Here is a 1,472-nt window from a genome sequence, read left to right as displayed (position 1 = left end):
CCACCCCCCCCCCCCCCCCCCCCGCCGGCCCCCCCCACGACGCCCCGACCGGGCCGACCGGGCTGCTCAGCGCCTTCGCGCTGGGCGGCGAGGGCGCCCGCCGGGCGGACTGCCCCCTCGACGGCAAGGCCGCACCACCCGGCGCCGCGAGCGGTGGCACGGACGCCGGCGCCGAGCCCGGCTCGGCCGCCGCCGGCACCGAGGGCCGGGCGCCCTGCGTCGAGCACGGCACCGAGCCGGCCGACCACCTGCGGGCGGTGGGCGCGGCCAGCGACGCCCCCGCGGCCGGCGCGGACCCGCTGGCCGACGGCACCCTCTACCTGGCCGCCACGACCTGGGCGCCGGCCGCCACACCGGTGGGGGGCACCGCCGTGCGCGCCGCGCTGGACACCGACGGCGACGGGGTGGCCGACGTCCTGGTGGCCGCGGACCGGCTGCCGGGCAGCGACGTCCTGGTGGCCCGCACGCTGGACGCCCGCACCGGGCGCGAGCTGGACGTCCAGCCGCTGGGCGGCCGCTGGGGCGACAGCGACACCGACCTGCTGGACAGCGACACGGTGGTGCTGCCGGTCAGGCTGGCCGTCCTGCCGGGGCTGCGCGCCTCCGGCGGGCGGCTGCACTACGCGCTGTGGACCGGCTTCGCGCAGGCGAAGCCCGATCCCGCGCACGTGCTGACCGCGATCGGACTGGCCGGCACCCGCCCGACGCTGGAGTTCGACGTGCTGCACCCGGCGGTGGACGTCCGGGTGGGCATCGGCGGTCCGCCGGCGCTGCTGGGCCCGGAGGCGCCGGGCACCGTGCTGGAGGTGCGCCGCACCGGCCAGGGCCCGGCGCGGCTGCTGCTGGTCCACCACCTCGACACCGACGGCCGGCGCGCCCAGGTGCTGACGCTGCCGGCCACCGGCTGAGCCCCGGGCCGTGCCTCACCCGCCGCCCGCCCCCCGGGCCCCCCCGGAGGTCGCCGAGACCGTGCTCGGCGCGGTGGGCGGCGGGTCGTACGACGCCGAGGCCCGGCTGCTGGTGTGGCGGGCCCCCGAGCGTACGGACTTCACCGTCACGGTGGTGGCCGCCGGGACCTCCGACCGCCCGGTCGCGGCCGAGGCGTACGCCGTGGCGAGGGCGGTGGGTCTGAACGCCACTGCCATCCATGACGTCGGGGTGGCGGGCCTGGACCGGATCCTCCAGGTCAGGAAGGAACTCGAGGCGGCGGATGCGGTGATCGTCGTCGCCGGTATGGAGGGTGCGCTCGCCAGCGTGGTCGGCGGTCTGGTGCGCGGCCCGGTCGTCGCGGTCCCCACCTCGACCGGCTACGGCGCCTCGCTGGAGGGGGTCACCGCACTGCTGGCGATGCACGCCTCCTGCGCGGCCGGTGTCACGGTCGTCAACATCGACTCCGGTTTCGGCGCCGCGATGGCCGTGCACCGGATCGCCCAGGCCCGGATCGCCCAGGGTCGGAGGGATCTGCCGTGATC

General features: G+C 78.9%; 1 protein-coding gene and 1 pseudogene. Both read left to right on the top strand.

Going from position 1 to position 1,472, the window contains the following annotated elements; translation table 11 throughout:
• Positions 1–908: pseudogene (locus ABD323_RS41090) on the top strand (hypothetical protein); the annotation flags it as partial.
• A gap of 10 nt (positions 909–918) precedes the next feature.
• Positions 919–1,470 (top strand): nickel pincer cofactor biosynthesis protein LarB, encoded by a 552-nt coding sequence (gene larB / locus ABD323_RS41085; protein WP_344447203.1) that lies wholly within the window; start codon positions 919–921, stop codon positions 1,468–1,470.
• Positions 1,471–1,472: the final 2 nt, after the last annotated feature.

Source organism: Kitasatospora nipponensis, from assembly GCF_039528135.1.
GTDB lineage: Bacteria > Actinomycetota > Actinomycetes > Streptomycetales > Streptomycetaceae > Kitasatospora > Kitasatospora nipponensis.
Note: the sequence above shows the minus strand (reverse complement) of the source record. Positions and strands in the feature narration are given on the sequence as shown.